The following is a 25,351-nucleotide window of genomic DNA, read 5'->3' as shown; positions in this document are numbered from 1 at the left end:
CGCTATTCCGCCCGACCGGGAAGCGTAAAGCCGCTTACCGACGCCCGCAACTTGGCGCCGAGCTCGGCCAGCCGGGCGATGGCCCGGCCGGTTGCCTGGGTGCCGGAGGCGGTCTGTTCGGTGATCTCGCGGATCGAGGTCATGGTCTCGGACACCTCGGCGGCCTCCTGCGTCTGGCGCTCGGTCTGGCTGGTAATACCGCGCACCAGCTCGTTGGTCTGACGCGACACGCGTTCGATTTCTTCCAGCGCCCCGCCCGCGTTCTCGGCCAGCTGGGCCCCGCTGACCACGCCGGAGGTGGATTTCTCCATCGAGATCACCGCCTCGTTGGTATCCGCCTGAATGGTGCGCACCAGCGCCTCGATCTGGCGGGTGGCGCCGGCCGAACGCTCGGCCAGGCGCTGAACCTCGTCGGCCACCACCGCGAACCCGCGCCCGGCTTCGCCGGCCATCGCCGCCTGGATCGACGCGTTCAGGGCCAGGGTATTGGTCTGTTCGGCAATGTCGTTGATCAGTTCCACGATGTCGCCGATCTCCTGCGACGACTCGCCCAGCCGCTTGATCCGCTTGGCGGTCTCCTGGATCTGATCGCGAATGCTGCCCATGCCGTCGATGGTGCGGCGCACCGCCTCGCCCCCGTTGTGGGCCACCGTCACCGACCGCTCGGTCACGTCGGCGGCGCTGCGGGCGTCGCGCGACACCGTCTGGATCGAGGTCACCATCTTCTGGATGGTTTCGGTGGCGGACAGGATCTGACGGGTCTGGGTCTGGCTGGCGCTGGTCAGGTGCTTGGCCGTGGCCAGGGAGTCCTCCGAGGCGTCGGCCATCTGCTCGGCGGTGTCGTTGATGGTGCTGACCAGTTCGCGCAGCGCCTCGATGGTGTAGTTCACCGAGTCGGCAATCGCGCCGGTGACGTCCTCGGTCACGGTAGCTTCCAGGGTGAGGTCGCCCTCGGCCAGCGCGCTCATTTCATCCAGCAGGCGGAGAATGGCTTCCTGATCGCGCTTGTAGCGCTGCTCGCGCTGGGCGCTGTCCTCGGCGTCGTGGGTCTCCCCGGCCGACAGCCCCAGCCCCACGCCGATCAGGGCCAGCAGGGCCAGGCCGCCGATCAGCCACACCAGGCCGGTGGACAGGATCAACCCCGGCAGCGGCTCCGGCCGCCCGGCAACCACCGCCTGCTGGTTAAGCAGCGCCAGCGTCAGCCCGGCCACGCAGAAGGCGGCAACCCCCACACATATCCACAGCAGGGTGCGGCCCTGGCGGCTGGCGAACAATGCATTCAGATTCGGCACCCGTATTCCCCCAAGTTGTTTGTTGATCCGGCCACCGGTTTTTTCACATGCCCGCGTCGCGAAACGACGGGTCGGCAGCCACCGCCCGCAGCGACAGCACCAGCCAGGCCATGCCTTCGCGCACGAAGGCGCCGAGCAGGAACGGCCGGGCATCCTGATCACGGGCGTGGTCGGCCAGTTCATGGCGCTGATCGGCGGGGGCGAAGCGGCGGAAGCCCGCCACCGACTCCACCATAAATCCGGCGGTCAGTTGTTCGTCGTTTAGCAATATCATCCGGTTGGTCGGCCGACGCGGCGTCTGGCCCCGACCCAGCAACGCCCCCAGATCAACCACCGGCACCAGATCACCGCACACGTTGGCCAGCCCCAGCAGCCAGGTCCGGGCGCCGGGCACCCGGGCCAGCAGCGGCACGTCCAGCACCTCGCGGACGTCGGCCTGCGGGGCCAGGAAGCGGTCGCCGTCCAGCGTGAAGCCGAGCCCGGTCCATTCGGCCTGGGCCGCCGTCAGCCCGTGCCGTTCGCCGCCGGCCTCGATGCGATCCTCGAGTGCGGCCAGCAGCTCGAAGGGTTGATCCCGCAGGTGGGCCAGCGATGCGGTCATGGTGTTCAGGCGCCGGAGGCGGAGGTACCCAGCAGGCCGGCCACCACGCGGTTGAGCTGCGCGGCATGCACCGGCTTGACCAGATATTCGGACGCGCCCTGACGCAGGCCCCAGATGCGGTCGGTTTCCTGATCCTTGCCGCTGATGATCACGATCGGAATATGCGAGGTGGCGGGGTCACGGGCCAGTTTGCGCGTTCCCTGGAACCCGCTCATGCCCTGGAACACCACATCCATGAGAATCACGTCGGGCTGCGTCTCGCGCGCCACGTCCAGGCTGTCGCTGGCGGAGTCGGACACCGACACCTCGTGGCCCTCCTCCTCCAGCGCCGACCGCATCGCGTGGATGTCGGTGGGCGAGTCGTCAACAATCAGTACATGCGCCATACGGCGGGCTCCCTCGGTGCCATGGGATTCAGATCAAGGCCTCGATGGCCTCGAAGAGTTCGTCGCGGGTGAAGGGTTTGGTGAGGTAGCGGTCGGAGCCGACGATGCGGCCGCGTGCCCGATCAAACAAGCCGTCCTTGCTGGTCAGCATCACCACGGGGGTGTCGCGAAAGCGCGGATTGTTCTTGATCAGGGCGCAGGCCTGGTAGCCGTCCAGCCGCGGCATCATCACGTCGACGAAGATCACCTGCGGCTGATGGTCCGCAATCTTGGCCAGGGCCTCGAAGCCATCCACCGCGGTAATCACCTCGCATCCGCGCCGGGACAGCAGCGTCTCGGCGGTGCGGCGGATGGTCTTGCTGTCGTCGATGACCATGACCTTGATGCCGGCCATGTCCCTGGTTGCCCCCTGCACTGCTACCACCGGTCGCTACCTCGTATGGACACCGGACTTCCAGGCACCGTCACGCGACACCCGAACATGCGTGAATTAGTAGCACATTCGCGGACCGGGGGCCTAGCAACCGGGCCCGGCCGCTGCCGGCCCCGTGGCGCTCGGGGTGGTTGCGCTACCATGACGGCCGATAACCGGAACTGCCGTTATCGATGGCGATAATGGCCGGCGCGAGGGACAGGACAATGACGTTGCGACTGGGTGTGGTGATGGACCCGATCGACTCGATCACCCCGTACAAGGACACCACACTGGCGCTGCTGCTGGAGGCGCAGTCCCGCGGCTGGCCGATCCACTACATGACGCTGGCGGACCTGTTCATTCAGGAGGGCGTGGCCTACGGCCACGGGCACGCCCTGACCGTGCGTGATGACAATCACGACTGGCACCATCTGGGCGAGGCAACCACCCTGCCGCTGGGCGAGCTCGACGCCATCCTGATGCGCAAGGACCCGCCCTTCGACACCGAATACATCTACGCCACCTACATTCTCGAGCGGGCGCAGGCCGCCGGCTGCCTGATCGTGAACCGGCCCTCGGCCCTGCGCGATGTCAACGAGAAGATGGCGATCACCGCCTTCCCGGAGCTATGCGCGCCGACCATCGTCACGCGATCGGCCGCCGCCGTGCGCCAGTTCCTGGAGGCGCAGGGGGAGATCGTGCTCAAACCGCTTGACGGCATGGGCGGTTCGCGCATCTTCCGGGTCGGGCGCGGCGACCCCAATCTGAGCGTGATTCTCGAGGTACTCACCGAACACGGCACCCGCTTCGCCATGGCCCAGGCCTACCTGCCGGCGATCAGCGCCGGCGACAAGCGCATTCTGGTGATTGACGGCGAGCCGGTCCCCTACAGCCTGGCCCGCATACCTGCCGCCGGGGAATCCCGCGGCAACCTCGCCGCCGGCGGGCGCGGTGAAGGCATGCCTCTGACCGACGGCGAACGCGCGATCTGTGCCGCGGTGGCGCCGATGCTGCGCGAGCGGGGCCTGCTGTTCGCCGGTCTCGACGTAATCGGCGACCGGCTCACCGAGATCAACGTCACCAGCCCCACCTGCATGCGTGAACTGCAGGGCCTCTACAAAATCAATATTGCCGGGCAACTGCTGGATGCGGTGGCCGACCGCATCACCTGACGCCTCCGCCCGCGCGCGCCCGGGCCTGCTGCCGGCGCTGGGCCTGGCCGTGGTGGTACACGGGCTGATCCTGTTCGCGGTCGGCCTGCCGGAACCGGATCGGCGCACCCGGACGCTGACGGTAACCCTGAGCGTTGCTCCCACCACCGCGGCATTACCCGCCGACACCCGCGCCGAAACCGACCAGCGCGGGCGTGATCGGCAATCCCGCCAGCCCGCAGCGCAGTCGGCCGGTCATGACCGGGGCGACCGCGAGGGGGCGGACCGCACGGCCGGCCGCGAACGGGAACGCGCCACCCCGGTGCTGACCCGATCCGCAACCGGCGCCGGCAGCGCGGCGACCGCCGGCGAGCTGCAGCAGGGCAGCGCCGCCCGGGCCGGCCGGAACGAACCGAGCCGATCGCCGGACTCGCAGGTGCGTACCGCCCGAGCGGACGCCCGCGCCAGCTACCTGGCCACATGGAAACAGCGCATCGAGGCCCGCGGCAGCGCCCGTTTTCCGCCGGAGGCACGTCGCCGCCGGGACGCCGCGCTTACCATGGAGGTCTGGCTGGCGCCGGACGGGGCGCTGCGCGATGCCCGCATCCGGCAGAGCTCCGGGGATTCGGCCCTGGACGCCGCGGCACTGCAGATACTCGAGGCCGCCGCCCCGTTCGAACCACCCCCGGCCGCCACTGCCGGCCAGCGTGAGGAGGGCCTGCGCTTTGCCTACGTCTGGCGGTTTCTTGCCCCGGCGGACGCCGAATGACTGCCCGCGCTGTTGCGGTGAAGCTCGTCGGTTACCGATAATGCCGGCATGAGCAGCAGCTACCTCAACAGTCAGTTCCTGGTGGCCATGCCGAACGTGGTCGGGGGCGACTTCGATCACACCGTGACCTTCCTGTGCGAACACAACGACGACGGCGCCATGGGGCTGGTCATCAACCGCCCCACCGATCTGGACCTGGGCGACATGCTCGGCCACATGGGCATCGATCACGAGGGCCTGACCGACCCCGGACCGGTCTTCTGGGGCGGCCCGGTCCAGCCGGAACGGGGGTTCGTGCTGCACCCGCCGGGCGGCGACTGGGAAGCAACGCTCACCATCGACAACGTGATTTCCGTGACCACCTCCAAGGACATCCTGGAGGCCATCGGCCAGGGCCGGGGTCCGGATGAATACCTGGTGACGGTGGGCTATGCCGGCTGGGGCGGCGGCCAGCTGGAGCAGGAAATCCTGCACAACAGCTGGCTCAACACGCCGGCCGATACCGCCATCATCTTCGGCACCCCGGCCACCGACCGCTGGTCGGCCGCCGCGCGCCTGCTCGGGGTGGACCCGGCGCTGTTGTCGGGTCATTCCGGGCATGCCTGAGGGTAGCGGCGATGTGGTCCTCGGCTTCGATTTCGGCACCCGTCGCATCGGCGTGGCCGTGGGTAGTTCGTTTTCCGGTCAGGCCCAGGCACTGACCACCCTGCACCATCAGGACGGTCCGGACTGGCAGGCCATCACGCGGCTGGTGGCCGAATGGCGGCCGAACGCACTGGTGGTGGGCCTGCCGCTGATGGAAGACGGCCGCGAACAACCGATTACCGGTCACGCCCGCGATTTCATGGCGTCGCTGGGCAAGCATTTCGACCTGCCGGTTCACGCCACCGACGAACGTTTTTCCTCCACCGAGGCCGAGGCCCGGCTGCGTACCGCCCGGTCCACCGGCGCCCGCCGCAGGCGGCTGCGCAAGGGGGATTCCGACGCCATGGCGGCACAGGTGATTCTGGAAACCTGGCTGGCCGAGAACACTGCATGAGCCCCGCCGACCCCCAGGTCGCCGAGGGCATCGACCGGCTATGCCGGGCGATCTCGGCGGACCTGTCCACACCGCCGGTGCTGGTGGGCATTCACACCGGCGGGGTCTGGCTGGCGCAGGCCCTGCGTGACCGGCTGTGGCCGCAGGCGCCGTTGTCGCAGCTCAATATCAGCTTTCACCGCGATGACTTCGCGCGTATCGGCCTGCACCCACAGGTCGGCGCCTCGGATATGCAAGAGGATGTCGAGGGACGCACCCTGCTGCTGGTGGATGACGTGCTGCACACCGGCCGCACCGTGCGCGCGGCGATGAACGAACTGTTCGACTTCGGCCGGCCCGCCGCGATCCGGCTGGCGGTGCTGGTCGACCGCAGCGGCCGCGAACTGCCGGTGGCGGCCGATTACGTCGGGCTGGAACGCGACGTCCCCGCCGAGCAACAGATCAAGCTGGAAGGGCCGGATCCGCTGACCCTGGTACTGCGATGAACACCCCGTCGGTACCCCAGGTGGATGCGCAGGGCAGCTTGCGGCACCTGCTGACGGTGGACGGCCTGCCCGCGGACCTGATCCGGGAGATTCTCGACCGCACCGCCACCTTCCTGCCCGATCCCGGCGCACCACCCCGCAAGGTGCCGCTGCTGCGCGGCGCTACCGTGGTCAACCTGTTCTTCGAACCCTCCACGCGCACCCGCACCACGTTCGAACTGGCAGCAAAGCGGCTGTCGGCGGACGTGCTCACCCTGCAGATGGAACATTCATCCAAGACCAAGGGCGAACACGACCTGGACACCCTGTTCACGATGCAGGCCATGGGCGCCAACATTTTCGTGATCCGCCACCCGGACAATGGCGCCGCCGCCTATTTCGCCGACAATGCCGCGCCCGATGTCGCCGTGCTCAACGCCGGGGACGGCAGTCATGCCCATCCCACCCAGGCGCTGCTGGACATGTTCACCATCCGCCGCCACAAACCGGATTTCACCGGGCTGCGGGTGGCCATCGTCGGCGACATCCGCCACTCGCGCGTGGCGCACTCCGACATTGCCGCCCTGCGCACCCTGGGAGTCACCGATATCCGCGTGGTGGCCCCGGCACCACTGCTGCCCGATAACGCCGCCACGCTCGGCGTACACCCCTGCGCCACACTGGCCGACGGGCTCGACGATGCCGACGTGGTCATCGCACTGCGCATTCAGCACGAACGCATGCAGCAGGCGCTCGATATTTCCCCAGCTGATTACCGGCGCGACTTCGGCCTGACCGCGGATAACCTGGTCAGCCTGAAGCCCGATGCCCTGATCCTGCACCCGGGCCCGATCAATCGCGGGGTGGAGATCGACCCGGACATCGCCTACGGGCCGCAGTCGGTGGTCCTGGAGCAGGTGCGCAACGGCATTGCCGTACGCATGGCGGTGATGGCGATGATTGCCGGGGCCCGTTCAGGCGCCTGAGCCGCTCCGACGGTCGCCTCTTTCGCCGCATGCCGCAGTCAAGGCAATATGAATGCGGGCCGGAGACGGAGAACGCCATGAAACCGCTTCTGATTTCCCTGGCCGGCATCGCGATAGCCGGTACCACCACGCTTGCCGCGGCGAAGGATCCGATCTTTCAGGAAGCCGAGGACCGCCGGTCATCCGGCGCGGATGCCGAACGCACTGATCGCGACCGACGATCCGACGGCGTTGTCGGCGAACAGACGCAGCGCCAGGAACGCCGGGTCAACGACCGACTCAACCGCGAGACCGACGAGGCCGTGGACGGCCTGCTCGACGGTCTCTTCGATTAAGCGGGCCACGGCCCTACCTACCCTGGGAGGCACCATGCCCCGATTCAGCGCCCTGGTTCTGCTCGCCTTCTCCACGGCCGCGGCCGCAGGCGGCACGGCAACGGTCGAAGTCACCGGCGACAACGCCGCCGGTGGCAACATGACAATGCGCTGGCAGGACGCGGACAACGTCCGCATCGATCCGCCGAACCAGCCGGCCTACATGCTGCTGCGCGGCGGCAAGGCCTACACCGTGATGTCCACCGGCGGCCGGACCATCGTGATGGACCTGGCGTCGATTTCGAACATGCCGGGCGGCGGCCCCGGCGGCATGGGCAGCCCCGACATGGGTGGTACCTCGGCCATCAGCCGTGCCACCGCGGTCAGCGACATCGATGCCACCGGCAAGCGCGAGACCATTGCCGGCATCGAAGGCGAAACTTACACCGTCACCTGGACCGACGCCGACGGCACCAGCCACAGCGGCGATGCCGTGCTCAGTGACAATGGCACGGTGGTGGAAATGAGCCAGGCCTTCGGCGGCTTCATCGAGGCCATGGCCGCAATCGGCAACAACAAGCCGGCCGGCGATGCCATCAGCGAGAAGCTCGCCGCGGAGGGCCTGGGTGTCCTGCGTTTCGAGAACCAGTTCCGTCTGGCGGAGATTTCCGATGAAACGCCATCCGCCGACACGTTCGAACTGCCCGCCAAGCCCATGAACCTGCAGGACATGATGAAGGGCATGCAGCCCTCGCAGTGATCGCCCCTCACGGCCCGGAGCGCCACCGACGCGGGCTGGCGTCGGCGCTGTTGCTGGGCCAGCTGTTGCTCGTGGGCTGGGCGCCACCGTCCCCGGCAGACAGCCTGGACACGCAGCGGGCAGAACCCGTCGCCGCGGCAAGCCCGACGCCCTGGTGGCAACACCCGGCCTGGTCGGCGAAAGTCGGCCTCGAGGCCCGCTATTTCCCGGATGAACCGGCCGACGACCGTCAGTTCGACGGGGTCAACCTGTCAGCTTCGCTCAACCCGTCGATGGTGCTCGACTGGGACGAGCGCGATCAGCGCATCAGCGTGGAACTGTTCGGACGGGTCGACCAGCATGACGCGGCCCGCACCCACGCCGATGTCCGCGAAGCCCTGTACCGCTATAACGCACGCAGCCACGAGTGGCGGATCGGCTGGGGCCGGGTGTTCTGGGGCGCGACGGAATCAGCCAACATCGTCGATATCGTCAATCAGCGGGACTTCGTGGAGGATCCGGGCGGTACCGCACGCCTGGGCCAGCCGATGGTCAACCTGAGCCTGTTCCTCGGCGCCGGGACACTCGATTTCTACCTGTTGCCGGGATTTCGCGAGCGCACGTTTCCGGACACCGACGGCCGCCCGCGACCGCTGCTGCCGGTCGACGACGATGCCGCCCGCTTCGAGAGTGACGCCGGCGACGATCACGTGGACCTGGCGCTGCGCTACCGGCGCAATCTCCGTGGCTGGGACGTCGGCGTCTCCTATTTCCGCGGCACCGCGCGCGATCCCCGTTTCGACATCGGCTTCGATGACTGCACCGCCGACGTCGCGTTGCTGCCGATCACGGGTGGCCTGCTGCCACCGCTGACGGTGGATTGCGCGCAGGCCGACATTCCGGCCCCGCCGGCCGATGATCTGCTCCTCGGCGACGTGGCGGTCACCGTGGACAACCCGGTGTTCGTGCCGGTCTACGATCAGATCGACCGCGTCGGGCTGGATATCCAGGGCCAGCGCGGCCGCACGCTGTGGAAACTGGAAGCCATCCATGAGTGGTCGCGGGCCGGGGATTTTCACGCCCTGGTCGGGGGATTCGAGTACAGCTTCTACGACCTCGGCGGTTCCGGCATGGACCTGGGCGTGATCGCCGAGTACTTGTACGACAGTCGCGGCCGGATCGACCCCGATCTGGCCCGGGCCGCCGCGGCGCTGGGCCGGCGCGAACGTCTGGCATTCGCGGATATCGATCAGGCCCAGGCGTTTCGCGATTCCCTCGGGACCCAGCGAGCGGCTCCCTTCAACAACGACATCTTCGTCGGCACCCGTCTGTCGGTGAACGACCTGCCATCCACCACCCTGCTGGCCGGCGCGATCGTGGATGCGGAAACCGGGGCCACACTGGGCAGTCTGGAGGCCAGCCGGCGACTGGGCAGCCGGATGCGGCTGTCGGCCACCATCCGGGTGTTCGCCAACCTGCCGGTCACCGATCCAGCCTTCGGGTTCCGGCGGGATGATTATCTTCAGGTTCGGTTGACGCGGTTCTTTTAAGCCCCTGATACCGATGATGGCGCGGCGCCTTGAAAGGCGCCCTACGGGTCTATCCGGGCGGACATCTAGACGATCGGCGGCTCATCCGCATCGCCGGCCGTTTCGGCGTCGGGGTCATGAGCGCTCTGGAAGGCCTCGACCCGATCGGCCACGGCGCGGGCGCCCTGCACCCGGGCAACGTGGTAGAGCGCATCGCCGGCATGGGCCAGCGGCAGATTGGAGCGGCCGATGACGATGCCGGCGTGGTCGGCTTCTACCTCGACTTCCTGTTCGCCGAACGGATCGGCGACCAACGCCAGGGGCTGGCCCTTGGTGACCCGGGCGCCCAGATCCACCAGCGACCGCAGAATCCCGGACTCCGGCGCCCGCACCCAGTTCGAGTCGAGCGCAATAACCGGCGGCGCCGGCGGCTTGCGGCGGCCCCGGCGGGCGAGCATGCCCAGTTGCCGGAGCACGCCGGTAATCCCGCGCACGCCGGCGCGGATGCAGAACTCGTCGAAACGCAGCGCCTCGCCCGCCTCGTAGAGCAGCATCGGCACGCCCTGGCTGGCGGCATATTCACGCAGTGAACCTTCGCGCAGTCCGGCATTGACCATCAGTGGACAGCCGAATGCCTCCGACAGCAGCCGGGTCTGGTCATCGTCGAGATTGGCGCGGATCTGTGGAAGATTGGGGCGATGCACCGCGCCGGTGTGCAGGTCGATGGCGTAATCGGCCTGGGCCAGAATCTCGGTGACGAACACATGCGCCAGCCGGGCGGCCACCGAGCCGTGTTCGGAACCGGGAAAGCAGCGGTTGAGATCGCGCCGGTCCGGCAGATAGCGGGAATGCCTCAGGAAGCCGTGCACATTGACGATGGGCACGGCGATCAGCGTGCCGGCCAGATTGCGCATCGCGGGCAATCGCAGCAGCCGGCGGATGATTTCCACACCGTTGAGTTCGTCGCCGTGAATCGCCGCGGAGATGCACACCGTGGGCCCGGCCCGGCGGCCGCGGATCACGTGCACCGGCATGGTCAGAGTGGCGTGGGTGTAGAGATCCGCCACCGGCAGATCGATGGTGGTGCGGGAGGCTGGCGGTACGCGGGTGCCGCCGATCAACACATCGGCGTCATTTCGAGCTGGTGTATTAGCCATTCAGGTTCGAGTTCTCAGATTCGAGTTTCTAGTGGACGAGTCGGCGGTCTCCTTCCTGAAACTCGACACTTGAAACGTCGCCGGCCAAAGCGCCGCACTAGCCTCCACCACGCGTCCGCGTCTTGCCCAGGCGCGCATTCTTCTCGATGAAGCTGATGATCTGGCCGGCGACGTCCTTGCCGGTGGCGGCCTCGATGCCTTCCAGCCCGGGGGAGGAATTCACTTCCATCACGACGGGACCGTGGTTGGAGCGAAGGAGATCCACACCCGACACATTCAGGCCCATGATGCGCGCCGCCCGCACGGCGGTGGAGCGCTCTTCCGGCGTGATGCGAATGGGCGTGGCCACGCCGCCACGGTGGATATTGGAGCGGAACTCGCCGTCCTTGGCCTGGCGCTTCATGGCCGCCACGACCTTGTCGCCGATCACGAAACAGCGGATATCGGCGCCCCTGGCTTCCTTGATGAATTCCTGCAGCAGAAAGTGGGCGTCCAGGCCGCGAAAGGCGTCAATCACCGATTCCGCCGCCTTGCGGGTCTCGGCCAGCACCACACCCTTGCCCTGGGTGCCCTCGGTGAGCTTGATCACGAACGGCGGCCGGCCGACCAGATCGAGCAGATCGTCGGTATCGTCCGGCGAGTGGGCAAAGCCGGTCACCGGCACGCCGATGCCCTTGCGCGATAGCAGCTGCATCGAGCGCAGCTTGTCGCGGGAGCGGGAGATCGCCACCGACTCGTTGAGCGGGTAGACACCGACCATCTCGAACTGGCGCAGAACCGCCGTGCCATAGAAGGTCACCGACGCGCCGATACGCGGGATGATGGCGTCGCCACCCTCCAGCTTGCGCCCCTTGTAATGGATTTCCGGGGCATGCGGAACGATGTTCATGTAGCAACGCAGCGGGTCGATCACGAACACCTCGTGATCGCGCGCTTCACAGGCCTCCACCAGCCGCCGGGTGGAATAGAGCCGACGATTTCGCGACAGAATCGTGATTTGCATGCCGATTACCGGTTACCAGTCAGAAACGAGGCGTTGGGATCAACGGTCAGGTGCCGCATCGCGGTGCGCCCCAACAGCATACGAAAAAGCATCGTGTCACGCGCAGTGAGCGTCAGTTCGATCGGCCAGGTCCGTTCCGCGACCGCGATCGGCGTGACGATGACCAGCCGCCATTCGCGATGCCCTCCGGAGTCGGCCACCCGCCGCTCGTCCACCACTTCCGCGTCGCACCAGGTTTCCGTGCGGTCATCGCGTTGCAGCGGGTGAACACCGAAACGAACTCGCCGCCCACCCCGATCAGGATAGGGCTCAACCGAAAACGCATGCAGGGCGGACGTACGCGCACCGGTATCGACCTTCGCCTTGATCGCCTCGATACCCAGTTCCGGCAACGCGACCCACTCGCGCCAACCGACGACACAACGCTCGGGCGCGCGAATGGGTGACTCCGTCATGATCCAAAGGCGCGAGAGGCTAACACAGGCACGCAACCCGCCGGTTCAACCGGCATCGAAGGCAATCCGGTTCTCCAGGTTGTCGCGGGAATCGGCATGGTCCAGCGCCACCTCCCGATCGATGCGGCCGCTCTGGTACAGCTCGAACAGCGAATCATCGAAGGTCCGCATGCCCTTACCCTGGGCGGTATCGGTCATGGCCTCGCGCACCGCGTCGATGCGGCCCTTGAGGATCAGGTCCGCCACGTAGGGGGTGTTGACCAGAATCTCCATCGCCGCGATCCGCTTTCCATCCCGCCCGCGCACCAGGCGCTGCGACACGATGGCCCGCAGGTTCAGCGACAGGTCCATGAACAGCTGCTCGCGCTGCTCCTCGGCAAACAGGCTGATCAGGCGCTGCAGAGTCTGATAGGCGTTGTTGGCATGCAGCGTGGACAGCGCCAGGTGACCGGTGCCGGCCAGCTGGATGCAGGCTTCGACGGTATCGCGGTCGCGCACCTCGCCGATCAGCACCACGTCCGGCGCCTCGCGCATGGCCGAGCGCAGGGCATTGGCGTAGGAGCGGGTATCCGGCCCGATCTCGCGCTGATTGACGATCGCCTTGCGGTGCGGATGGTGGAATTCCACCGGATCCTCGATCGTGAGGATATGCCCCGACTGGTTGGCGTTGCGATGGTTGATCATGGCCGCCAGCGTGGTCGACTTGCCCGAGCCGGTTGCGCCCACGCAAAGCACCAGGCCGCGGCGCATCATCGCCAGATCGGCCAGGATGGGGGGCATGTCGAGATCGGCCAGTTCCGGCACCTTGCCCACGTTTCGCAACACCATGGCCACCGACCCACGCTGGCGGAACACGTTGACCCGGAAGCGCCCGACGTTGCGATAGCGGATGGCGAAATCCACCTCCCGCAGGGACCGGAACAACGCCTGCTGCTCGGGGGTCATGATGGCGTTGGCAAACGCCTCGATGCGCTCCGGGACCAGTGCCTGTCCGGCACCGCCGGTGACCGGATGCGTCTGCCCCTCGATGCGCAACATGATCGGCGCATTGCTGGTGAAGTAGATGTCCGAGGCCCCGCGATCAATGGCCAGGGCCAGATACGGGGCGATATCGTCGGTCGGACGACCGGCATCGGTCTGCGATTCCGAAGTCATGTCTGCCTCTAGCGCCGGAACAGCCCGGTCTGCTCGGGTTCGTCGTCGGCCACGCTCATCTTGTTGACGGTTTCATCCGCGGACAGATCCTCGCGGCCGCGGGTGCTGTTGAGCTTGATGTTCAGGCGCAGTTCGTTCTGGGAATCGGCGTTGCGCAGCGCCTCGGCATAACTGATCACACCGCCCTCGAACAGGTCGAACAGGAACTGATCGAACGTGATCATGCCCTGCTCGGTGGACCGATGCATGATCTCCTTGATTTCGTTGACTTCGCCCTTGAAGATCAGATCGGCGATCAGCGGCGTGTTGAGCATGATCTCCATCGCCGCGACCCGGCCGCCGGTCTCGCGCCGGACCAGCCGCTGCGACACGATCGCCCGCAGATTCAGCGACAGATCCATGAGCACCTGCTCACGCTTTTCCTCCGGGAAGAAGTTGATGATGCGGTCGAGCGCCTGATTGGCACTGTTGGCGTGCAGGGTCGACAGCACCAGATGCCCGGTCTCGGCGAACTGGATGGCGTATTCCATGGTCTCGCGGGTACGGATTTCGCCGATCAGGATCACGTCCGGCGCCTGGCGCAGGGTGTTCTTCAGCGCGTTGTCCCAGTTGTCGGTATCCACGCCCACTTCGCGCTGGGTGACCAGGCAGCGGCCGTGCGGGTGCACGTACTCGATCGGGTCCTCGATGCTGATTATGTGACCGGCGCTGTTGGCGTTGCGGTGGCCGATCATCGCCGCCAGCGACGTGGACTTGCCCGAGCCGGTAGCGCCGACGAACAGCGCCAGGCCCCGCTTGGACATCACCACATCCTTGAGCGTCGCCGGCAGGTCGAGTTCCTCGAAGGTGGGAATCTCGGTGTTGATGGTGCGCAGTACCGCGCCGACCCGGCCCTGTTGCACGAAGGCCGAGACACGGAAGCGCCCCACCTTGGGGCTGATGGCGAACTGGCATTCCTTGGTGGCGTCGAATTCCTTGGCCTGACGATCATTCATGATCGCCCGCACCACCAGCGCCGCATTCTCGTGCGACAGCGGCTTGTCCATCACCGGCGTAAGTTCGCCATCCACCTTGATCGCCGGCGGAAACCCCGTCGTAAGAAACAGATCGGAGCCGCCGCGACTGATCAGCAGCCGCAGCAATTCCATGACCATCTTGAGTGCCTGTTCGCGATCCATTATCAGGACCTCCTACCTAGAACTGGTCCTTGTTCTGGGCTCGCCGACGCGCCTCTTCGCGCGTCACCTCACCCTTGCGCACCAGATCCAGCAGGCACTGATCCAGCGTCTGCATGCCCTGCCCCTGCCCGGTCTGGATCGACGAATACATCTGCGCCACCTTGTTTTCCCGGATCAGGTTCCGGATGGCCGGCGTACCAAGCATGATCTCGTGGGCGGCCACCCGTCCACCGCCGCGCTTCTTGAGCAGGCTCTGGGAAATCACCGCCCGCAGGGATTCGGACAGCATGGCCCGGATCATGTCCTTTTCCGCCGCGGGAAACACATCGATGATGCGGTCCACGGTCTTGGCCGCCGAACTGGTGTGCAGGGTGCCGAGCACCAGATGACCGGTCTCGGCCGCAGTCAGGGCCAGGCGGATGGTTTCCAGGTCCCGGAGCTCGCCCACCAGGATGCAGTCCGGATCCTCGCGCAGGGCGGACCGCAGCGCTTCATTGAACCCCAGGGTGTCGCGGTGCACTTCGCGCTGGTTGATCAGGCACTTCTTGGACTCGTGCACGAACTCGATCGGGTCTTCCACGGTGAGAATATGCGCCAGCTCGTTCTCGTTCTTGTGGTTGACCATGGCCGCCAGGGTGGTCGACTTGCCCGAGCCGGTGGGCCCGGTCACCAGCACGATGCCGCGCGGGAAGTCGGCAATGTCCTGGAATATCTTGGGCGCCCGCAGATCCTCAAGCGTGAGCACCTCCGAGGGGATGGTGCGGAATACCGCGCCGGCACCGCGGTTCTGGTTGAATGCGTTGACACGGAAGCGCGCCAGACCCGGAATCTCGAACGAGAAGTCGGTTTCCAGGAACTCCTCGAACGCCTTGCGCTGCTTGTCGTTCATAATGTCGTAGACGAGATCGAACACTTCCTTGTGTTCCATCGCCGGCAGATTGATCCGGCGCATGTCGCCGTCGACACGAATCATCGGCGGCAGACCCGCCGACAGGTGCAGGTCCGACGCGTTCTGCTTGACCGAAAACGCCAGTAGCTGGGAAATATCCATACGGATTGTCGCTAAACCCTTATAATTCCGTGGCTTTTGATCGCTAACCTAGCCGGTAAACTCCGACGCGGCAATATGAAGGAACTGATACAACGCCTCGGCGCCGTCCGGGCCGCCATCGATGACGCCGCCCGGCGTGCGCAGCGCGACCCCGCGGCCATTCGTCTGGTGGCGGTCAGCAAGACCCGCACCGCCGACGAGATTGCCGCGGCGGCCGACGCCGGCCAGCGGGACTTCGGCGAGAACTACCTGCAGGAAGCCCTGCCCAAGATCGAGGCACTGCGTGACCGCCACCTCGTCTGGCACTTTATCGGCCCGATCCAGTCGAACAAGACCCGTGACATTGCCACCCATTTCGACTGGGTGCATTCGGTGTCGCGGCTGAAGATCGCACGGCGGCTGTCCGCCCAGCGGCCCGACGACGCGCCGCCGCTCAACGTCTGCCTACAGGTGAACATCGACGGTGAGGACAGCAAGGCGGGGGTTGCACCGGCAGAAACCCTCGAGCTGGCCCGCGAGATCGCCGCCCTGCCCCGCCTGACCCTGCGCGGCCTGATGGCGATTCCGGCCCCCAGCGACCAGGCCGCCCGACAGGCGGCACCGTTCGCCGCCCTGCGCCGGCTGGCCGAGGACTGCCGCGATCAAGGCCTCGCGGTGGATACGCTGTCGATGGGGATGTCCGGCGATCTGGACGCCGCGGTGACCGAAGGCAGTACCATGGTGCGCGTGGGCACCGCGATCTTCGGACCGCGACCGGTCAAGACAGGGGAAACGCACTGATGAATCAGGACGCACTCAAACGACAGGCGGCGGAAACCGCTTACCAGCACGTTCGCGAGGGCGAATGGCTGGGCGTGGGCACCGGTTCCACCGTCAACCACTTCATCGATGTCCTGGCCGAACGCCAGCCGTCGCTCCAGGGTTGCGTATCCAGTTCGGATGCCACCACCCAGCGGCTGGAAGCCGCCGGCTTCGACGTAGTCGAACTCAATACTGCGGGTGATCTGCCCCTGTATGTCGACGGCGCCGACGAAGCCAACGCGCATCTGGAACTAATCAAGGGCGGTGGCGGCGCCCTGACGCGGGAAAAGATCATTGCCGGCGCCAGCCGTCACTTCGTCTGCATGGTGGACGAGTCCAAACAGGTGGAACTGCTGGGGCACTTCCCGCTGCCGGTGGAGGTCATCCCGATGGCCCGCAGCTTCGTGGCCCGCCAACTGGTGAAGATGGGCGGCGAGCCGGAGCTGCGCGAGAATTTCACCACCGACAACGGCAACCCGATTCTGGACGTTCACAACCTCGAGATTCTCAACCCGATCGAGATGGAGGACCGCATCAACGCCATCCCCGGCGTTGTGACCGCAGGACTGTTCGCGAGGCGCCCGGCGGATACCCTGATCGTGGCCGCCGCCGGCGGCGTGGAGACGCGAACCCGATGAACAACATGCCTGATCCGGAAATTAAACTGCCGCCCGAACAGGACCGGGGTGAAGTCGTGCTGGCCGCCGGCTGCTTCTGGTGCGTCGAAGCCGTGTTCCAGGCCCTGGCCGGGGTCGAGGACGTCACCTCCGGCTATGCCGGGGGCGACGCCGATACCGCCAACTACCAGGCTGTCTGTACCGGCCGCACCGGCCATGCCGAAGTCATCCGCGTGCGCTACGACCCGGCAGTGGTCAGTTTCGGCACCCTGCTGAAGGTGTTCTTCGCCGTGGCCCACGATCCCACTCAGCTGAACCGTCAGGGCAACGACCTCGGCCCGCAGTACCGCTCTGCCGTATTCGTCGCCGATGACGAGCAGAGGCGGGTGGCGCAGGCCTACATCGAACAACTGGACCGGAGCGGCGTGTTCGGCGCCCCCATCGCCACCAAGCTGGAGCCACTCAAGGCTTTCCACGAGGCCGAGGCCTACCACCAGGATTTCGCGATCAATAATCCCAGCCAGCCCTATGTCTGCATGGTGGCCCAGCCCAAGCTGGACAAGCTGGCGCGCCAGTTTCCGGGGCACCTCGCCGGGGATTGATCAGCCCGCGGCGGGCAGGCGCAGCCGGGCCGACAAGCCGCCCGTTGACGAGGACCCGAGCGCCAGTGATCCGCCGTACAGGTCGGTCAGCTCCAGCACGATCGACAACCCCAGGCCCGAGCCCGGCACGGACTCGTCCAGCCGCCGGCCGCGGTGCAGAACGTTGTCCCGCGCCTCGGACGCCAATCCGGGCCCGTCATCCTCGATCACGATTTCCAGTTGCTCGCCCTGGCCGAGGGCGGTCACGGTCACCTGCCGCGATGCCCATTTGCAGGCGTTTTCCATCAGATTCCCCAGCATCTGCTCCAGATCCTGAGACTCGCCCCGGAATGCCAGGTCCGGCCTCGACGATACGTCGATTCGCTGCTCGCGAAACAGCCGGGACAGGGTTCGTTGCAGACCTGTGAGTACCGGCGACAGCAAGGTCCGGGCGTCGGGACGGTTGACGGCAGCAATGCGAGCGTGGGCCAGATGCCAGTCGATGTCGCGCTGCATCTCGTCGGCGACCTGCTGCAGGCGCTCGGCCAGCGCCGTCTTGCCATGACCGCGCTGTTGATGAGCCTCGTTGCTCAGCACCGACAACGGTGTCTTCAGCGCATGCGCCAGATTGCCGGCACGACTGCGGGCCCGTTCGATCAGGGTCTGGTTGTCGCGCAGTACCGCGTTCATGTCGGTCACGAGGGGCGCGACCTCGCTGGGATAGTCGCCGGCCAGGGTACTGGCGCTCCCCCGCCGTATGGCGATCAGTTCGTCGCGAAGCCGACGCAGCGGCCGAAGCCCCAGACGGACCTGCAGCACCGCTGCCAGCACCAGGCCGAGCGCCAGCACCGCGAATCCCGCGGTCAGGACCAGGCCGAAACGCTGCATGGCGGCCTCGACATCATCCAGATCGCTGGCAACAGTCAGGCGCACGGTGCCCTCGAGCCGCGGCAGGGTCACCTGCCGCGTCAGAGCCAGCAACGACTGGCCGCGGGGACCGGAAAGATAGCCCGGCCGGGCGTGGGCACCGACCGACGCGTCTGACGGCAGTGCCTGATCCCATAAGGATCGGGACCGGACCACCACGGCGTCATCGCGCGCCACCTGCCAGTAGTGGCCGGAAAACACCCGCTGGTAAAGCGGGTCGCTGAGCTCCCGCTCGATCGCGAGGCGCCCGTCGGGCCGCGCTGCCGACACCGCAAGCAGCTGGTCGAGATCGGCACTCAATCGCTGACGCAGCTGGGCTTCCATCTGACCGCGGGCGGTATAGAGCAACAGCAGCTCGGTCAGCACCAGCGCCATCAGCCCCCAGATTGCAGCCCCCAGAAGAAGCCTGCCCTGCAGCGATCGGGGCGTCAGGCGCACGGCTCGCCGATGCGATAACCGAAACCACGTTCGGTGGCGATGACATTATCGCCGAGCTTGGCCCGCAGTCGGCGGATAAACACTTCCACCGTATTGGAGTCGCGATCGTAATCCTGCGCGTAGATGTGCTCGATCAGCTCGCTACGCGAAACCACCGCGCCCGCGTGATGCATCAGGTAGGACAGCACACGGTACTCATGACCGGTGAGTTTGATCGGGACCCCGTCAAGGCTGACACGTGCGGTTCGCGTGTCCAGGCTTACGCCGGCAATCTCGAGTACCGCGCTGGCAGCTCCGCCGGCGCGGCGCAGCAGGGCCCGCAGCCGCGCCAGCAGTTCCTCCATTCGAAACGGCTTGGCCAGGTAATCATCAGCGCCGGCATCCATCCCCTCAACCTTTTCATGCCAGGCATCGCGGGCGGTGAGGATAAGCACCGGCATGGCAAACCCATCGGCCCGCCAGCGCCGCAACACGCTCAGGCCGTCCAGCTGCGGCAGCCCGAGGTCGAGCACCACGGCGTCGCAGGCTTCGGTACTGCCGATGAAATGCGCCTGCTCACCATCAGCCGCGGTATCCACGGCGTAACCGGCTTGCTCCAGAGCGGCTCGCAACTGGTCGCGCAGGCGCGCCTCATCCTCGACTACCAGAATCCTCATGGAACCTAGTCCGGCGTGCCGGGCGGAACGCATTCCAGTGCCGCCAGGCCCCGTCCCTCGGCTTCCAGCAATGCCAGGCTGCTGGCGTCGTATTCCAGCTCGGCGACGTCACCATGCGGCCCTACCAGCGTGATCTCGTAGGACCAGCGTTCGTCATCCTCGTCCAGCTCCACTTCCAGCATGTCACCGCGGCAATCCGTCTCCACGCGCGCCAGAAGCTCGGCGAGGGGACGAATCTTGCCCGCTTCGAGTGCCGCGCGGGCTTCCCGCTGGTCGTCGGCAACCGCCGGCATGCCGGCAAGCAGTACGCACGTCAATACAAGGACCAATCGCATCATGGGCGCTTTATAGCACTCCGAAGGATTAACAGCGGATTAACAACGGGTTCATGGGCGGTTCAATCGCGCGGCGTCAGCATGCCCGCTCTTTCCACCGATTGAGGTAACGACGATGCGACTGATCGATACGCTTTCCGCCGCCAGCCTGCTCGCCACCGCCGGGATGGCAATGGCCCAGACCAGTGACCCCGGCAACGACAAGAGCATGATCGAAGTGCTCCAGAGCCTGGAAGCCGAGGGTTATAGCGCGTTCGAGGACATCGACCGCGAGCACAACCACTACGACGTGACCGCGACCGATGCCAACGGCGTCCGGGTTGAACTGGAAGTCGGTCTGCAGAACGCCGAAGTGCTGCGCAGCGAACGCGAGGATTGATCTCGTAATCCACGCCGACTCAACGCAGGGTGCCGGGGCAACTCAGTCGGAGTTGTCCCGTTTTTTTATACATTTCCATGCTTTAACGAACCGCGGCGACAAACAGGTCGGCGCAAGCTGGCCCTGCGCATGAAAACGAAAACCCGCCTTGTCGGCGGGTCTTTTGTTTGGCTGGGGGAGAGGGATTGTCGCACCTGCGGCGCGACCCTTCGGGCTCGTTACACTCGCGTCCCGATCGCCTTACGGCGATCGTGATCGAACCAATTTTCTATTTGTGGGGGTTCGAATGAGTCACCTATCCAAACCAAAGAACCCGCCACGAGGGCGGGTTCTTTGGTTTGGCTGGGGGAGAGGGATTCGAACCCCCACTGGCGGAGTCAGAGTCCGCAGTCCTACCGTTAGACGATCCCCCAGTTGATCGTCGCCGCTCTTAGCGCTTGCTGTACTGCGGCGCCTTGCGGGCCTTGCGCAGGCCGACCTTCTTGCGCTCGACCTTGCGGGCATCGCGCGTGACGTAGCCGGCGCTGCGCAGAACACCGCGCATGCCTTCGTCGTACTGGATCAGCGCGCGGGCAAGGCCGTGACGAATCGCGCCGGCCTGGCCATTCGGCCCACCGCCTTCGACGGTGACATAGATATCGAAGCGCTCGGTGGAATCAGTCACTTCAAGCGCCTGCCGCACGATCATGCGAGAGGTCGGCCGCCCGAAGTAGTCGTCCAGCGACTTCTTGTTGACAGTGATCTCGCCCTTGCCGGGCCGGAGGAAAACACGGGCGGTCGCGGTCTTGCGCCGGCCGGTGCCGTAGCTCTGTTCGGTTGCCATCGATTAAATCTCCAACGCCTTGGGCTGCTGCGCGGTATGGGGGTGTTCACCACCCGGGTAGACCCGCAGCTTTCGGTACATGGCACGGCCCAGCGGGTTCTTGGGCAGCATGCCCTTCACGGCCAGTTCGATCACACGCTCGGGATGACGCTCGAGCTGCTCTTCCAGCGTCGTCTCCTTGAGGTGGCCGGGGTGGCCGCTGTGGCGGTAGTAGCGCTTCTGCTCGCGCTTCTTGCCGGTCACGTGCACCTTTTCGGCGTTGATCACCACGATGTGATCGCCGGTGTCCACGTGGGGCGTGTATTCAGGCTTGTGCTTGCCGCGCAGACGCGTGGCAATTTCGGTGGCCAGCCGGCCCAGCGTCTTGCCATCGGCATCAACCAGATACCAGTCGGCAGCAACCTCGCCGGGTTTCGCGGAATACGTCTTCATGTCGGTGTCTCGCAGATAGCGGAATGCGCCGGGGCCTGCCACCCCGAAAGGCGCGCGATATTACCCGAGGCGGTGGGACATTGCAATGAACGCCGCGGGATTCAGGGCTTGCGGCTGAGCAGTTCGTCGACCGGACGTCGCCGCATTTTCGGGGCCTCGTCCGGATAGCCGTACCAGAGTAACGCAATCACTTCCTCGACCGTGGGATCGATTTCCAGCAGGGCATGAAATTCAGGGTCCCGGGTGACCTCGCCGGTGGTCCATTTGCTGGCCACGCCCTCGCACCAGAGCGACAACGTGAGGTTGTGCACAGCGCAGGCGCAGGCGGCATAGTCCTCGCGGGCGCGCAGCGCATCCGGGTCCAGCACCTGGGTCACCGCCAGCCAGCCGGGGATCGCGCCCCAGCGCTGGCGCTTGACCTCGCCCGCGGCCTCACCGCGGGCCGCCGCCACTCGGCGGGCGTTGAGATCGACGATCTTCGTCGCCGTCTCGCGCCCGAGCAGGTGAAAGCGCCACGGCTGGGTGAGTTTGTGGTTGGGTACCCAGCGGGCGGCCTCGAGGGCCCGCATGACGACCTCGTCGGCCGGCCGTACCGGCAGAAAGCGGGCGATGGTGCGCCGTCCGCGCACGAGTGCCGCCAGTTGCGACTGCTCAATCGGGGGCGGCTCGGGGCCGATGCGGTCGTCGTCGCTCATGGCGCCAGCGCAGTCTCGACCCGCAGCAGGATCAGGTCCGCCAGTTCGGCATGCATCGCCGCCCGCAGGTCCCGGCTCTCGGCATCCGCCGCCAGCCGCCGGCTGTCGTCGAAGCCCACGTCGCGCTGGGTGCTGACCTGCTGATCGCGCAGCAGGGTTTCCCCGTCCCGGATCAGGTCGAAGCTGGCCTCGCTGATCAGCTCGAAGGCATTGGCGCGACCATCCTGCGGGCTCACGGACAGCACCCGCCGGGTGTCATCGATACTGCGGATCACCAGTCGTGCCGATGCCGGGCCGTCACCGTCGCCGGTTCGCTCGCGCAGCACGTCGATCAGCGGCGGCGGCAGCACGCTGTATGGCTGCTGGTACTCGATCTGCAGGTTCGCCAGTCCGGGGCCGGCAACGCTGCCGGCCATGTGGAAGCCGCAGGCCGGCAGCCACAGGCTGAGCAGAAGGAGTGCGGCGGCGCGCACTAGACCACCAGATTGAGCAGCTTGCCGGGCACGACGATGCGCTTGCGCACCGCCTGGTCGGCCAGATGACGGGCGACATTGGGCTCTTCGCGAGCCGCGGCCTCGATCGCATCGTCGTCCAGATCCGCGGCCACGCGGATGCGGCCGCGCACCTTGCCGTTGATCTGCACCACCAGCTCCACTTCGTCCCGCGCCAGGGCCGCCGGATCATGGATCGGCCACTCGGCGTCCAGCAGATCATCACGGTGGCCAAGGCCCTGCCAGAGAACCTCGGCCACGTGCGGCACAATCGGGGTCAACATGCGCACGACGGCATCCAGGGCTTCCTGGCGCACGGCCCGGCCACCGGGCGAGTCATCGTCGAACCTCGCCAGGGCGTTGCACAGTTCCATCACCGCGGCGATGGCGGTATTGAAGGTGTAACGCCGGCCGATGTCATCGCCCACCTTGGCGATGGTTTCGTGCAGCTTGCGCCGCATCGCCATCTGACCCTCGTCCAGAGCATCCGGATCCGCCAGCGGCGCCGGGCCGGTGGCGGCATGGTCGGCCACCAGCCGCCACAACCGCTTGAGGAAACGGAACGCGCCCTCGACGCCCGCATCCGACCATTCCAGCGACTGCTCCGGCGGCGCCGCGAACATCATGAACAGGCGCACGGTATCGGCGCCGTAGTGATCGATCATCGCCTGGGGGTCGACCGTGTTGCCCTTGGACTTGGACATCTTGGCCCCGTCCTTGAGCACCATGCCCTGGGTCAGCAGCCGGGCGAAGGGCTCGTCCGGGGCCGACAGACCCTCGTCACGCAGCAGCTTCTGGAAGAAGCGGGCGTAGAGCAGATGCAGGATGGCGTGCTCCACCCCGCCGATGTACTGATCCACCGGCAGCCAGTAGTTGGCCCGCTGGTCCAGCATGGACTGATCATTGTCCGGGCCGGTGTAGCGAGCGAAGTACCAGGAGGATTCGACGAAGGTATCGAAGGTATCGGTTTCGCGCCGCGCCGGGTTGCCGCATTGCGGACAGGCGACCTCGACGAAATCGGCCCGTCCGGGCAGCGGTGAACCGGCACCCTCGCGGGTGACATCCTCCGGCAGGCGCACGGGCAGATCGGCTTCGGGCACCGGCACCGCGCCGCAGGCCTCGCAGTGAATCACCGGAATCGGGCAGCCCCAGTAGCGCTGGCGGGAGATACCCCAGTCACGCAGGCGGTACTGAATACGGCGCCGGCCGCGGCCGTCCGCCGCCAGCCGGTCGGCGATCGCGGCGAAGGCCTCGTCGAAGCCCAGGCCGGTGAACTCGCCCGAATCGACCAGGCTGCCGTGTTCGGTAAAGGCTTCCTCGCTGACATCCGGCGCCACGCCTTCGGCGGTGGCAATCACCGGCTTGATCGGCAGGCCGTAGGCACGGGCGAAATCCCAGTCGCGCTGATCGTGCGCCGGCACCGACATGATCGCACCGGTGCCGTATCCCATCAGCACGAAGTTGGCGACATAGACCGGTAGTGCCTCGCCCGACAGCGGGTGCATTGCCTCCAGGTCGAGCCGGAAACCGCGCTTGTCACGGGTTTCCAGGTCGGCCGCGGCCGTCCCACCGCTGCGGCATTCGCGGCAGAATGCCGCCAGTTCGGGATCGGCGGCCTCGCGTGCGGTCACCAGCGGATGGTCGGCGGCCAGCGCCATGTAGGTGGCGCCCATCAGGGTGTCCGGGCGCGTGGTGAACACCGTGACCGGCGCCTCCTGTCCACGGATGGCGAAGTCGATCTCCACGCCTTCCGAGCGGCCGATCCAGTTGGCCTGCATGGTGCGCACGGCATCCGGCCAGCCGTCCAGACGATCCAGGTCGGCCAGCAGTTCGTCGGCGTAATCGGTGATCCGCAGGAACCACTGCGGGATCTCGCGCTGCTCGACCACCGCACCCGACCGCCAGCCGCGGCCTTCCACCACCTGTTCGTTCGCCAGCACGGTCTGGTCAACCGGATCCCAGTTGACCACCGATTTGGCGCGGTAGACCAGACCCTTCTTCAGCAGGCGGATGAACAGCCATTGCTCCCAGCGGTAGTAGTCCGGGTCGCAGGTGGCGAGTTCGCGATTCCAGTCGTAGGCGAAGCCCAGCCGCTGAAGCTGGCCGCGCATGGTGTCGATATTGGCGCGCGTCCATTCGGCCGGCGGCACACCGTTGGCGATGGCCGCGTTCTCGGCCGGCAGCCCGAACGCATCCCAGCCCATGGGCTGCAACACGTTGCGGCCGCACATGCGCTGATAGCGGCTGATGACGTCGCCGATGGTGTAGTTGCGCACATGCCCCATGTGGAGCTTGCCGCTGGGGTAGGGAAACATCGACAGGCAGTAGAATTTTTCGCGGCTGTCGTCCTCGACGGCGGCGAAACTCTGCTCACGCGTCCAGCGTTCCTGGACAACGGGCTCGATCTCCCGTGGCTTGTATTCGGATTCCATCCGGTGCTGCTGGCTTTCTGGTTGGGGGGACAAGGCGCGCAAGGATATCGCAGGGGCCGA

At 66.4% G+C, this 25,351-nt stretch carries 31 protein-coding genes and 1 tRNA gene; 13 read left to right on the top strand and 19 right to left on the bottom strand.

The window, feature by feature from the left end; all coding sequences use genetic code 11:
* Positions 1-2 precede the first annotated feature (2 nt).
* The 4 genes from RM531_RS04160 to pilG are packed head-to-tail and all read right to left on the bottom strand — an operon-like array spanning position 3 to position 2,673.
* Positions 3-1,292 (bottom strand): methyl-accepting chemotaxis protein, encoded by a 1,290-nt coding sequence (locus RM531_RS04160; RefSeq protein ID WP_311657522.1) that lies wholly within the window; start codon positions 1,290-1,292, stop codon positions 3-5.
* A gap of 43 nt (positions 1,293-1,335) precedes the next feature.
* A complete protein-coding gene (locus RM531_RS04155) occupies positions 1,336-1,893 on the bottom strand; it encodes a chemotaxis protein CheW (protein ID WP_311657521.1) in 558 nt (185 codons plus the stop codon).
* Between the two features lie 5 nt (positions 1,894-1,898).
* On the bottom strand, positions 1,899-2,279 hold the full coding sequence (locus RM531_RS04150; protein ID WP_311657519.1) for a response regulator: 381 nt from the start codon (positions 2,277-2,279) through the stop codon (positions 1,899-1,901).
* Between the two features lie 28 nt (positions 2,280-2,307).
* The gene (gene pilG / locus RM531_RS04145; protein ID WP_311657825.1) at positions 2,308-2,673 is read right to left on the bottom strand and encodes a twitching motility response regulator PilG; all 366 of its coding nucleotides are present in this window, start codon (positions 2,671-2,673) and stop codon (positions 2,308-2,310) included.
* Between the two features lie 245 nt (positions 2,674-2,918).
* On the opposite strand from pilG, the gene gshB reads away from it, so the two are divergent.
* The 9 genes from gshB (at position 2,919) to RM531_RS04100 (ending at position 9,706) form a co-directional block, all read left to right on the top strand.
* Positions 2,919-3,866: a glutathione synthase gene (gene gshB / locus RM531_RS04140; protein WP_311657518.1), complete on the top strand. Its 948-nt coding sequence runs from the start codon at positions 2,919-2,921 to the stop codon at positions 3,864-3,866.
* Positions 3,841-4,614, top strand: a complete 774-nt coding sequence (locus RM531_RS04135; RefSeq protein WP_311657516.1) for a TonB family protein — start codon at positions 3,841-3,843, stop codon at positions 4,612-4,614. Before gshB ends, RM531_RS04135 begins: the two co-directional genes overlap by 26 nt.
* A gap of 48 nt (positions 4,615-4,662) precedes the next feature.
* On the top strand, positions 4,663-5,220 hold the full coding sequence (locus RM531_RS04130; RefSeq protein WP_311657515.1) for a YqgE/AlgH family protein: 558 nt from the start codon (positions 4,663-4,665) through the stop codon (positions 5,218-5,220).
* Positions 5,213-5,653 carry a Holliday junction resolvase RuvX gene (gene ruvX / locus RM531_RS04125; protein WP_311657514.1) on the top strand — a complete coding sequence of 147 codons (441 nt, stop codon included), beginning with the start codon at positions 5,213-5,215 and terminating at the stop codon, positions 5,651-5,653. The genes RM531_RS04130 and ruvX overlap by 8 nt, the downstream gene beginning before the upstream one ends.
* Positions 5,650-6,138, top strand: a complete 489-nt coding sequence (gene pyrR, locus RM531_RS04120; RefSeq protein ID WP_311657513.1) for a bifunctional pyr operon transcriptional regulator/uracil phosphoribosyltransferase PyrR — start codon at positions 5,650-5,652, stop codon at positions 6,136-6,138. Before ruvX ends, pyrR begins: the two co-directional genes overlap by 4 nt.
* Positions 6,135-7,103 (top strand): aspartate carbamoyltransferase catalytic subunit, encoded by a 969-nt coding sequence (locus tag RM531_RS04115; RefSeq protein ID WP_311657512.1) that lies wholly within the window; start codon positions 6,135-6,137, stop codon positions 7,101-7,103. Before pyrR ends, RM531_RS04115 begins: the two co-directional genes overlap by 4 nt.
* Positions 7,104-7,180: 77 nt before the next feature.
* The gene (locus RM531_RS04110; protein ID WP_311657511.1) at positions 7,181-7,438 is read left to right on the top strand and encodes a hypothetical protein; all 258 of its coding nucleotides are present in this window, start codon (positions 7,181-7,183) and stop codon (positions 7,436-7,438) included.
* Positions 7,439-7,472: 34 nt separating this feature from the next.
* The gene (locus RM531_RS04105; protein ID WP_311657510.1) at positions 7,473-8,177 is read left to right on the top strand and encodes a hypothetical protein; all 705 of its coding nucleotides are present in this window, start codon (positions 7,473-7,475) and stop codon (positions 8,175-8,177) included.
* Positions 8,174-9,706, top strand: coding sequence for a hypothetical protein (locus RM531_RS04100; RefSeq protein ID WP_311657509.1), 1,533 nt, complete (start codon positions 8,174-8,176; stop codon positions 9,704-9,706). Before RM531_RS04105 ends, RM531_RS04100 begins: the two co-directional genes overlap by 4 nt.
* 65 nt (positions 9,707-9,771) lie before the next feature.
* On the opposite strand, the gene RM531_RS04095 is transcribed toward RM531_RS04100, so the two are convergent.
* From RM531_RS04095 to RM531_RS04070, 6 genes are all read right to left on the bottom strand, one after another.
* The gene (locus RM531_RS04095) at positions 9,772-10,842 is read right to left on the bottom strand and encodes a succinylglutamate desuccinylase/aspartoacylase family protein (RefSeq protein ID WP_311657508.1); all 1,071 of its coding nucleotides are present in this window, start codon (positions 10,840-10,842) and stop codon (positions 9,772-9,774) included.
* Between the two features lie 97 nt (positions 10,843-10,939).
* Entirely contained in the window at positions 10,940-11,845 is a 906-nt protein-coding gene (gene rimK / locus RM531_RS04090; RefSeq protein ID WP_311657507.1) for a 30S ribosomal protein S6--L-glutamate ligase, read from the bottom strand.
* 5 nt (positions 11,846-11,850) lie between these two features.
* Complete coding sequence (locus RM531_RS04085; RefSeq protein ID WP_311657506.1) at positions 11,851-12,300, bottom strand: ATP-dependent zinc protease family protein; 450 nt, start codon at positions 12,298-12,300, stop codon at positions 11,851-11,853.
* Positions 12,301-12,345: 45 nt separating this feature from the next.
* Positions 12,346-13,455 carry a PilT/PilU family type 4a pilus ATPase gene (locus RM531_RS04080; protein WP_311657505.1) on the bottom strand — a complete coding sequence of 370 codons (1,110 nt, stop codon included), beginning with the start codon at positions 13,453-13,455 and terminating at the stop codon, positions 12,346-12,348.
* An 8-nt stretch (positions 13,456-13,463) separates the two neighbouring features.
* A complete protein-coding gene (locus tag RM531_RS04075; protein ID WP_311657504.1) occupies positions 13,464-14,633 on the bottom strand; it encodes a PilT/PilU family type 4a pilus ATPase in 1,170 nt (389 codons plus the stop codon).
* 16 nt (positions 14,634-14,649) lie between these two features.
* Positions 14,650-15,690 (bottom strand): type IV pilus twitching motility protein PilT, encoded by a 1,041-nt coding sequence (locus tag RM531_RS04070; RefSeq protein WP_489753838.1) that lies wholly within the window; start codon positions 15,688-15,690, stop codon positions 14,650-14,652.
* Positions 15,691-15,759: 69 nt separating this feature from the next.
* Here RM531_RS04070 and RM531_RS04065 point away from each other — a divergent pair, with 69 nt between their 5' ends.
* Genes RM531_RS04065 through msrA form a run of 3 tightly spaced genes read left to right on the top strand, consistent with a single transcriptional unit; the run spans position 15,760 to position 17,704 of the window.
* Positions 15,760-16,464: a YggS family pyridoxal phosphate-dependent enzyme gene (locus tag RM531_RS04065; protein WP_311657502.1), complete on the top strand. Its 705-nt coding sequence runs from the start codon at positions 15,760-15,762 to the stop codon at positions 16,462-16,464.
* The gene (gene rpiA, locus RM531_RS04060; protein ID WP_311657500.1) at positions 16,464-17,123 is read left to right on the top strand and encodes a ribose-5-phosphate isomerase RpiA; all 660 of its coding nucleotides are present in this window, start codon (positions 16,464-16,466) and stop codon (positions 17,121-17,123) included. Before RM531_RS04065 ends, rpiA begins: the two co-directional genes overlap by 1 nt.
* Positions 17,120-17,704, top strand: a complete 585-nt coding sequence (msrA, locus tag RM531_RS04055) for a peptide-methionine (S)-S-oxide reductase MsrA (RefSeq protein ID WP_311657499.1) — start codon at positions 17,120-17,122, stop codon at positions 17,702-17,704. The genes rpiA and msrA overlap by 4 nt, the downstream gene beginning before the upstream one ends.
* On the opposite strand, the gene RM531_RS04050 is transcribed toward msrA, so the two are convergent.
* Genes RM531_RS04050 through RM531_RS04040 form a run of 3 tightly spaced genes read right to left on the bottom strand, consistent with a single transcriptional unit; the run spans position 17,705 to position 20,042 of the window.
* A complete protein-coding gene (locus tag RM531_RS04050; protein ID WP_311657498.1) occupies positions 17,705-19,048 on the bottom strand; it encodes a sensor histidine kinase in 1,344 nt (447 codons plus the stop codon). It lies immediately after the preceding gene.
* Complete coding sequence (locus RM531_RS04045; RefSeq protein WP_311657497.1) at positions 19,039-19,704, bottom strand: response regulator transcription factor; 666 nt, start codon at positions 19,702-19,704, stop codon at positions 19,039-19,041. Before RM531_RS04045 ends, RM531_RS04050 begins: the two co-directional genes overlap by 10 nt.
* 5 nt (positions 19,705-19,709) lie before the next feature.
* Complete coding sequence (locus RM531_RS04040) at positions 19,710-20,042, bottom strand: PepSY domain-containing protein (protein WP_311657496.1); 333 nt, start codon at positions 20,040-20,042, stop codon at positions 19,710-19,712.
* Positions 20,043-20,154: 112 nt separating this feature from the next.
* On the opposite strand from RM531_RS04040, the gene RM531_RS04035 reads away from it, so the two are divergent.
* Positions 20,155-20,418, top strand: coding sequence for a PepSY domain-containing protein (locus RM531_RS04035; RefSeq protein WP_311657495.1), 264 nt, complete (start codon positions 20,155-20,157; stop codon positions 20,416-20,418).
* Between the two features lie 339 nt (positions 20,419-20,757).
* Here the strand turns inward: RM531_RS04035 and RM531_RS04030 are convergent.
* From RM531_RS04030 to leuS, 6 genes are all read right to left on the bottom strand, one after another.
* Positions 20,758-20,831, bottom strand: a tRNA-Gln gene (locus RM531_RS04030).
* Between the two features lie 17 nt (positions 20,832-20,848).
* Complete coding sequence (gene rpsI, locus RM531_RS04025) at positions 20,849-21,241, bottom strand: 30S ribosomal protein S9 (RefSeq protein ID WP_311657494.1); 393 nt, start codon at positions 21,239-21,241, stop codon at positions 20,849-20,851.
* A 3-nt stretch (positions 21,242-21,244) separates the two neighbouring features.
* Positions 21,245-21,673: a 50S ribosomal protein L13 gene (rplM, locus tag RM531_RS04020; RefSeq protein ID WP_311657493.1), complete on the bottom strand. Its 429-nt coding sequence runs from the start codon at positions 21,671-21,673 to the stop codon at positions 21,245-21,247.
* A gap of 101 nt (positions 21,674-21,774) precedes the next feature.
* Complete coding sequence (locus tag RM531_RS04015; RefSeq protein ID WP_311657492.1) at positions 21,775-22,368, bottom strand: nitroreductase family protein; 594 nt, start codon at positions 22,366-22,368, stop codon at positions 21,775-21,777.
* Positions 22,365-22,841 (bottom strand): LPS-assembly lipoprotein LptE, encoded by a 477-nt coding sequence (locus RM531_RS04010; protein WP_311657491.1) that lies wholly within the window; start codon positions 22,839-22,841, stop codon positions 22,365-22,367. Before RM531_RS04010 ends, RM531_RS04015 begins: the two co-directional genes overlap by 4 nt.
* Positions 22,841-25,291 carry a leucine--tRNA ligase gene (leuS, locus tag RM531_RS04005; RefSeq protein WP_311657490.1) on the bottom strand — a complete coding sequence of 817 codons (2,451 nt, stop codon included), beginning with the start codon at positions 25,289-25,291 and terminating at the stop codon, positions 22,841-22,843. The genes RM531_RS04010 and leuS overlap by 1 nt, the downstream gene beginning before the upstream one ends.
* Between the last annotated feature and the right edge of the window lie 60 nt (positions 25,292-25,351).

This window comes from Spectribacter acetivorans (genome assembly GCF_031846305.1).
Classification (GTDB): domain Bacteria; phylum Pseudomonadota; class Gammaproteobacteria; order Nevskiales; family Salinisphaeraceae; genus Spectribacter; species Spectribacter acetivorans.
Note: the sequence above shows the minus strand (reverse complement) of the source record. Positions and strands in the feature narration are given on the sequence as shown.